The 7,202-nt window shown below is 44.7% G+C and carries 5 protein-coding genes; 1 reads left to right on the top strand and 4 read right to left on the bottom strand.

Annotated features, from left to right (window positions below):
* Positions 1-761 precede the first annotated feature (761 nt).
* A complete protein-coding gene (locus ACE1CD_RS18915; RefSeq protein ID WP_374800750.1) occupies positions 762-2,129 on the top strand; it encodes an AAA-like domain-containing protein in 1,368 nt (455 codons plus the stop codon).
* A 47-nt stretch (positions 2,130-2,176) separates the two neighbouring features.
* Here ACE1CD_RS18915 and ACE1CD_RS18920 read toward each other — a convergent pair whose 3' ends face one another.
* The 4 genes from ACE1CD_RS18920 to ACE1CD_RS18935 form a co-directional block, all read right to left on the bottom strand.
* Entirely contained in the window at positions 2,177-2,548 is a 372-nt protein-coding gene (locus ACE1CD_RS18920; RefSeq protein ID WP_374800808.1) for a DUF2237 family protein, read from the bottom strand.
* A 62-nt stretch (positions 2,549-2,610) separates the two neighbouring features.
* Positions 2,611-4,113 carry a mechanosensitive ion channel domain-containing protein gene (locus tag ACE1CD_RS18925; RefSeq protein WP_374826028.1) on the bottom strand — a complete coding sequence of 501 codons (1,503 nt, stop codon included), beginning with the start codon at positions 4,111-4,113 and terminating at the stop codon, positions 2,611-2,613.
* Between the two features lie 130 nt (positions 4,114-4,243).
* Positions 4,244-6,673, bottom strand: coding sequence for an adenylate/guanylate cyclase domain-containing protein (locus tag ACE1CD_RS18930; RefSeq protein WP_374800746.1), 2,430 nt, complete (start codon positions 6,671-6,673; stop codon positions 4,244-4,246).
* An 88-nt stretch (positions 6,674-6,761) separates the two neighbouring features.
* Positions 6,762-7,007 carry a hypothetical protein gene (locus ACE1CD_RS18935; RefSeq protein ID WP_374800744.1) on the bottom strand — a complete coding sequence of 82 codons (246 nt, stop codon included), beginning with the start codon at positions 7,005-7,007 and terminating at the stop codon, positions 6,762-6,764.
* Between the last annotated feature and the right edge of the window lie 195 nt (positions 7,008-7,202).

Below are 7,202 nucleotides of genomic sequence, written 5' to 3' on the forward strand. Positions count from 1 at the left end.
CCCGATGCAGGGATTCTGGATTTTGAATTGGCTCCGCCTTAACAGGACGGAGCTTGAAATTCGGAAAAATTTAAAGATGGCATTCTTATTTTCTAGTTGAATGTGCAAAAACTATTTTTTCCCCCTGCGCTCAATCAATAACGAGTGATTCAGAACACCCTAGCTTACTTAAACAATCACTGTGGTAAAGATTATGTGTCACATTTTTTTGATAAAAATTGACGTAATATCAATCTCTATCTTGGCAGTTGATACAGCGTGGTTTTCCCGTTTGTTTAGGCTGTAGATTTCCCTCTGTTTTTTGTTGGTTTACGAGTTTTTGAACTAAACTTTTACTGACTGCAAAAAAAGGTGGCTACTTTTATGATTGACATCTTTTGTACCAAATGTGCTACTACTATTCTTTTTCGGAACTCAACTGAATATCCCGATTAACTCAATTCCGAAAGTTCCGAAATTGTACCGATTACGATCGCACTTTCTCGCAGCTTGGAGCTAAACATCCTCAGTGAGTGTGTAAAAACAGACACACTAATTCATCATGCTCACAAGTTCCGCCTATGAATCTATGGAAAGATATCTTTGTCTCTAAACCGCTTCTACCAGAAGTAGGTCAGGCTTATATCATAAAGAACCCTAGCTTTCAAGAGTTACATGGCGGAAAATTATTGCTGACAAAGGTAGGAAAAGTAGGAAAAGTGGTATTCTAAGTATGAAAGTAATCGTCCGCAATGTCCCTCTAAATTTCTTTTGCTAAAAACATGAGCATTGAAGAGCTTTTGCAAGTGGTCGAACAAAATCTGCTGGGTAGGCAGCTCAATCCCTTAGAGCGGTTGGTCTTGCGTCAGTCGTGGAGCCAGCAAACGTATAGCGAGATGGCCAGAGAAGCAGCTTACGGTAGCGCTCACATTAAGGAAATCGGTTCCCAGTTGTGGCATGACCTTTCAGAGGTACTGGGCGAACGGGTAACCAAAAAAAATCTTTATATAGTTCTCAACCAGTATCGGCACAAACATCTAGCTCAGTCGCAAACCCTAACCGCGCCGGAATTGCGAACAGATACTGTATCGAAAAATACATTGTCTAGCTCGGTTATACAGACCGAGTTGGTATTTCCCAGCAGTCCTGTACCTTTAAATTCAGCTTTGTACATCAATCGCCCCCCGATTGAAGAACTCTCCTATGCTGAAATTACACAACCGGGATGCGTGATCCGAATCAAAGCACCGAAGAAGATGGGAAAAAGCTCCCTTCTGACGCGGATTCTCGCTCATGCGAACAATTTGGAATACAAAACTGTCTACTTGGATTTTCAGGAAGCAGACCAAGCAGTTTTAAGCTCGCTCGATCGCTTATTGCGTTGGATATGTGCCAATGCCACCAGGCAGTTGGGCCTTAACCCCATGTTAGATGAATATTGGGATGAGGATATGGGCAGCAAAGTCAGCTGCAAAATCTATTTTGAAGGGTATCTGCTGCCGCAAATTGATTGTCCGATCGTCTTGGCTTTTAATGAAGTGAATCGGATTTTCGAGCATCCCCAAATTGCACAAGATTTTCTGCCGATGTTGCGATTTTGGCACGAACAGGCACAATCAGTTGAAGCTTGGGAAAAACTGCGGCTAGTCGTAGTTCACTCCACAGAAATCTATATCCCCTTAAAGCTATCGCAATCTCCTTTTAATGTGGGTTTATCGATTAAGCTGCCCCAGTTTAACTTGGAACAAGTGCAAGATTTGGCAAGGCGATATGGAGTAAATTGGAGTGATGTTAAAGAAATCGAGCAACTGATGTCAATGGTGGGAGGACATCCTTATTTAGTTAACGTCGCCTTTTATCATCTGTGTCGAAAAGAAATTTCGTTCAAGGAATTATTGCAAGCAGCTCCTACATCATCTGGCATTTACAGCCACCATTTGCGCGGCCTTTTGGCGGTGCTGCGAGATGAACCCCAATTAATATCCGCTTTGCAACAGGTTGTAAATGGGGATGGCGGCGTCGCATTGGAAGCGATCGCAGCCTATAAATTAGAAAGCATGGGATTGGTACAACTCGATGGAAATTATGCCAAACCTAGTTGCGAATTGTATCGTCTTTATTTTCGCTCCCAGCTAGTCAGCAAAAAGTAAACTATTCGCATTTTTAGTTACGAAAAGTTGAACCATTCCCAGGATTTTTAAGCAACATCGAGAGAGTGTTTTTTGAGTTCATCTAAGGAAACGTATTCCACCGCCAAAGCGTGGGTTGCTGACAAAATTACGGGTGGTGCGACACCGGCATCGAGTGCTTCTTTCCATCTGGCGGCGCACAAACACCAGCGATCGCCTGGTTTTAAGCCGGGAAAATCAAACGCCGGTACAGGCGTACTCAAATCGTTGCCCTTTGACTTGGTAAAGGCAAGAAACTCTTCGGTAACTTGGGCGCAGACTATATGAGCCCCCATATCCCCAGATCCGGTGTAACATTTTCCGTCTCGATAAAAGCCGGTCATGGGAGAAGTACAGCAAGTCAAAAGCTCTCCTCCAAGGACATTTTTTGCACGTGTCATCATAGCAGCTAAACCTAATTGCGATTTGTTCAAAGAGTTAGATCTCATCAAACAAAAATATATCAGCTGCCAATAAAACGACGACTGCTGAGATAGCCATTACGTGCTGTATTTTTGTTTGATTCGTCTTCTGTTCCTTTTACCCCAACCAAAGCTTTCTTGCGTTCTTCAATGAATTGGTTGATTTCCAGGGCAAACTTGGGATATCGATCGATGAGTTGCATTGCCGAATCCCGAGAGATAATAATGACCGTTAAATCATCGGTAGCAGCCACCGATACAGGGCTTGTTTCCCCTGGCATAATCGCTGTATCGCCAAAAATCTCACCCTTGGACAACTTAGCAATGACGTGTTCCCGGTCCTCGATGTCATTCACTGCCACTTTAACGCGACCTTCTCGGATAATGTAGAGACCGTCAACCTTTTGTCCCTCTAGAATCACCTCTTCGCCCAATCCGTATTCTTCCCAAGTAGATGTTTGAGCTAGTTTGTCGATTTCTTCAGGGTTGATGGAGAAGAAATAAGGAAGAGTTCGCAAGAATTCTGCAATTTCTTTGCTGCTATAGCTTTTCTGAAGATGGCTAACGTCAAGTTTGTCAAACTCGATCGCAACTGGCAAAGCAATACCTAACTTGTAGCGCTTGGCAGCATAATAAATCCGGGTTACGAAGTCATTGCGAATTTGGTAGAGATCGGTGAATTTCCGGATATAAATCCTCACGTCGTATGAGATCGTGTACTCACCGTAAGACTTGGTGAGGACTTCCGGCGCTGGATTGGTTAATACACCTTTTGTAGTGAGGGCGACATCGTTTAACACGCGCTTAACCAAGTTAGGGGGAGTGGAGTGGGGAAAGCTGATTTCAATTGTTTCTACGTGAACGGGATCGAGCAAAGTGTAGTTGTAGATAGTTTCTCCTCCCAAAACTCCGTTGGGGATAATTACCACATCCCTTTCCCTTGTTTTCAGGCGCACAGCTCGCCAGTTGAGTTCGATCACCTCACCCTCAAGTTCCCCCACGCGAATCCAATCGCCCAGTTTGAACGGTGATTCAAACAGCAGCAAAAACCCAGATACGAGGTTGCTAAGTGTGTCTTGTAGTGCGAGTGCAATGACAAGCGAACCTATCCCCAATGCCTCAGCTACTTTAGATAAATCGACTTCCCATACCGCCGCGAGAATATAGGCGATGATGACTAAAATCACCACCATACGCGCTACCTGATAAAACAAACCCGGCACGTAAATTTGCCACTGATTTGTCTTCGGTTTGGCAGTCAGCACCGCATTGATTAGGGACAGACAAGTCACCATTGCGGCAACCCAATAGACTGTCTGAACAATTTGTAAAGATAAATCGGTATTTTCAAATCCCAGAAACAGCCGCATTACCAACAAAACCGCCAAAGTGGGCAACACGAGCTTGCGGGTGTTATCCAAAAAGCGCGATAGAGGATTCCTTCGTCGTTGCAGGCGTTGGACGCCCTCTGCCAATCCAATATTCGCTAAGGGGAATGCAATAATCAGAGTCAATCCCCACATCCACAACGATTCCTTTGTCACACTGTCAATCCTCCGTTTTTAGTAATCCCAGCCATCAGGTTGCTTGGGGACGGGGCCAGGAAATTTCGACTTTCCTATCCAAGAAATCTGCTTTCTTAGCCCATATATCAATACAAGAAAGACCTGCGCTTTAGCCATTGTCGTTAAAGGGGTCTCGATCGTCGAGATCGTCTAACGGTAATAGGGATTGCAGTCCCAGTCCAGCTTGGCTACTCTTATTTTCTTTGGTTTGTGGAGCGTCTTTAGTTTGGGGAGTGTCTTTGGGATCTAAATCGTCCAGATCCTCGAAAGAGATGGGGGATTGGAGCCCCAGCGCCGCCAAAGCGTTGTTTTCCTTTGCTTCTGGAGCTTTCTTGACATTGAGATCGTCTTTCAAATCCCGATCGTCGTCGCTATTGAGAGGGTCTTCCTCCTCATCGAACATCAGGTCTGCCATCAATCCTGTCAACCATTTCTTCCTCAGCACCCAAGTGGCGATTTTGCCTGTTGTTTCCAACTGAACATCTTTACCTTTTTCAAAACGATATAAGTCGCGCACGCGCTCGTATACGTCTTTACTGATGGTAATTGTATGCAGTTCGGCTTGAACGTTTAGGATTCTGGCAATATTCACCGTTTCGCCCCAAATGTTGTAGGCAAACTTTTTGTTTCCGATAATCCCTGCCATGACCTCACCTGTGTGAATGCCAATGCGGAGGCTCAGTTGGGTTCTGTGTTTGTTGTTAGCTTGTTTGAGAACTTCTAACATTGCTTGGGCAAAATCCACCATCCGCTTAGCTTGATCCAAATGTGGCTTTGTCAGCCCGCATACGGCTATGTAGCGTTCCCCAATGACGGCAAACTTTTCCACGTCGTATTTTTCGGCTTCTTGGTCAAACATATCGATCAAATCGTTGAGGATCGCCGCATTTTCCTGCACGTTTCGCCGTGCGATCGCTTCGCGGAAGCCGTTGATGCTGGCAAACAATACCGTTACCTGCGGGGCGCTCTCAGCAATTAGAGTTTCGCCTTTTTTCAGCCGCTCTGCCATCGCGCTGGGCATCATATTCAATAGCAGTTCTTCATTCTCGCGGCTTTTCTGTTCTAGTAATTCTTTATTTTGGTGAATGGTCTGGCGCATTTCGCTGACAATTTGCCCGATTTCATCAAATTCGTCTTTAGCGTTGACATACTTATCGGACTCTGCATTATCTGGATCGTTTGGGCGTGTGCTTTTGACGATCGTCTCGATCGGCTTGACAAAATTAACAGCAGCAAAGTTTGCCAAGTAGGTCATCACAAGAATCACAATCACACTTCCTATGAGGAGGAAGTTTTGCAGGGCGGACACAGACTCATAAGCTTCGTCAAGAGTCATCTCTGCCAGGATCGCCCAGTGTACTCCCTCGATTTTCACGGGTGAGTAGGAGGCCAGAACAGGTACGCCACGATAGTTATCGACGATTTTGATACCATCTTTGCCTCCTAATGCTGCTCGCGTCGCTTCGGTGTCTATCCTCTGCAAAAGAATTGAGGTGTTTTGTTGGGCGATCGTTCTAATGGTGCTTTCTGCCGTACCGCTGGCACGCAATACTTTTTTATATCCTTCCGGGTCTTCAAGAAGATAGCGAGCGTTGGAACGCATGAGCAAATCTCCGCCGATCAAGTAAGTTTGCCCTGTGTTTCCCAGTCCCTCTCTGACCCAGTTTCCGTTACCGGTCAAGACCTTATCGATCTCATCGATCGGCAGTTGCACAGCTACAATCCCGATGACGTGAGGGCCGTTGTAAATCGGGCCGGCAATGAATGCCGCCGGTTTTCCATAGGAGGGACGATAGGGGCTGAAATCGACCATTTGGATTGCCCCGCGCTCTGGGTTTTCTCGCACTTTGGCCACAGCTTGTGCCAGGTTGGTCTGCCGATAGGCTCCCTCGTTCAAGTTGCTAGCAAAATCTGTTTCTTTAGAAACGGTGTAAACGATATCCCCTGTCTTAAAATCAATTAAGAAAAAATCATAGTAGCCGAATTTTTTAGTTAGATTGCGAAAAATACTGTGATACTTTTCGTGGTATTTGCTGTACTCGCTCCCGTCTTCTGCTTCAACTAATTCGTCTTTTTTGCCCACAGAATTGGGGTTTTTAGCAATGTAGTGATACTGAAGATATTGAGCCGCTTGGCTTGTGGGAGCATAGGTTTCATAATTAGGCACTCCTTCAATGCTTTTGGAAAGTCTAGGAAAAAACTCGGTTTGGTAATATTTTTCTATTTCTGAATTCAAATTTCTTTCTACATACTCGTCGTTGAGTTTTTTGAAACCTTTGTTAAATTCTACCATTGCTGAGACAACCATTCGATCTTCGCAAAGCGTCTCCAGGTGATTCTGGATGTTTTTAAAATAATTTTCAATATGCTCCCGTTTGGTGGCACGGACGCTAGTGAGATGGGTGAAAATATTTTTATGGAGGGTTTCTTTAGCTTTGTTCCAAGCCAGGTAGTTAACTATTGCGATCGATCCCAAGCTGGCTGTCAGCAGCAGGACCATTAGTTTTGATTTGATGCTAAATTGCTTATTTTTTAACATTTCTTTTCCTACCTCTCACTTCAGTTTCTGACAAACGAGCAAGTTCAAACTCGAATTTTTGTAATATTTTTTGACAAATTTTTGTTAGCTAATCAGAACGTTTTGCGGATAATGCCAAACCAATGCGTATGGATGAGTTTCCGATCGATCTTAATCCTAAACTCGTGCAATCTGCCCTAGAAGTGTTCTTTGTGCTGCTGGCGTTTTGCAATCCCCCAGATAAGAGCTTGATTCTCAAGTACATTGCCACCGCGATCGCAAACGGCGCGGCATCCTCCTCCACCCAACCTATACTGCCATGTTTTCGGTAAGTTGACTGCTCAAAGTAGGTCACTTTCCTCTCTTTTGCCTTGGGCCATCTGTATGGGCAAATCATCAAGGTATTGTCACTTGACACTCTCCCGTTAAGCTGAGGCTATAACGGGAGATTCTTGCTTCAATGAGCGACCTTGCTTGAACATTGTTTCCAAGTTCAGGTAGAGGGTCATCTCTCCACAAGCGTTAATTTCGGTATGCCCTACCGTATTTG

It is taken from the genome of Aerosakkonema sp. BLCC-F183 (genome assembly GCF_041929145.1).
Classification (GTDB): domain Bacteria; phylum Cyanobacteriota; class Cyanobacteriia; order Cyanobacteriales; family Aerosakkonemataceae; genus Aerosakkonema.

What these genes read in the sequence shown, in the direction of transcription:
- ACE1CD_RS18915 (WP_374800750.1), top strand. Translation starts at nt 762, where the DNA reads ATGAGCATTGAAGAGCTTTTGCAAGTGGTCGAACAAAATCTGCTGGGT.
- ACE1CD_RS18920 (WP_374800808.1), bottom strand. Translation starts at nt 2,548, where the DNA reads ATGACACGTGCAAAAAATGTCCTTGGAGGAGAGCTTTTGACTTGCTGT.
- ACE1CD_RS18930 (WP_374800746.1), bottom strand. Translation starts at nt 6,673, where the DNA reads ATGTTAAAAAATAAGCAATTTAGCATCAAATCAAAACTAATGGTCCTG.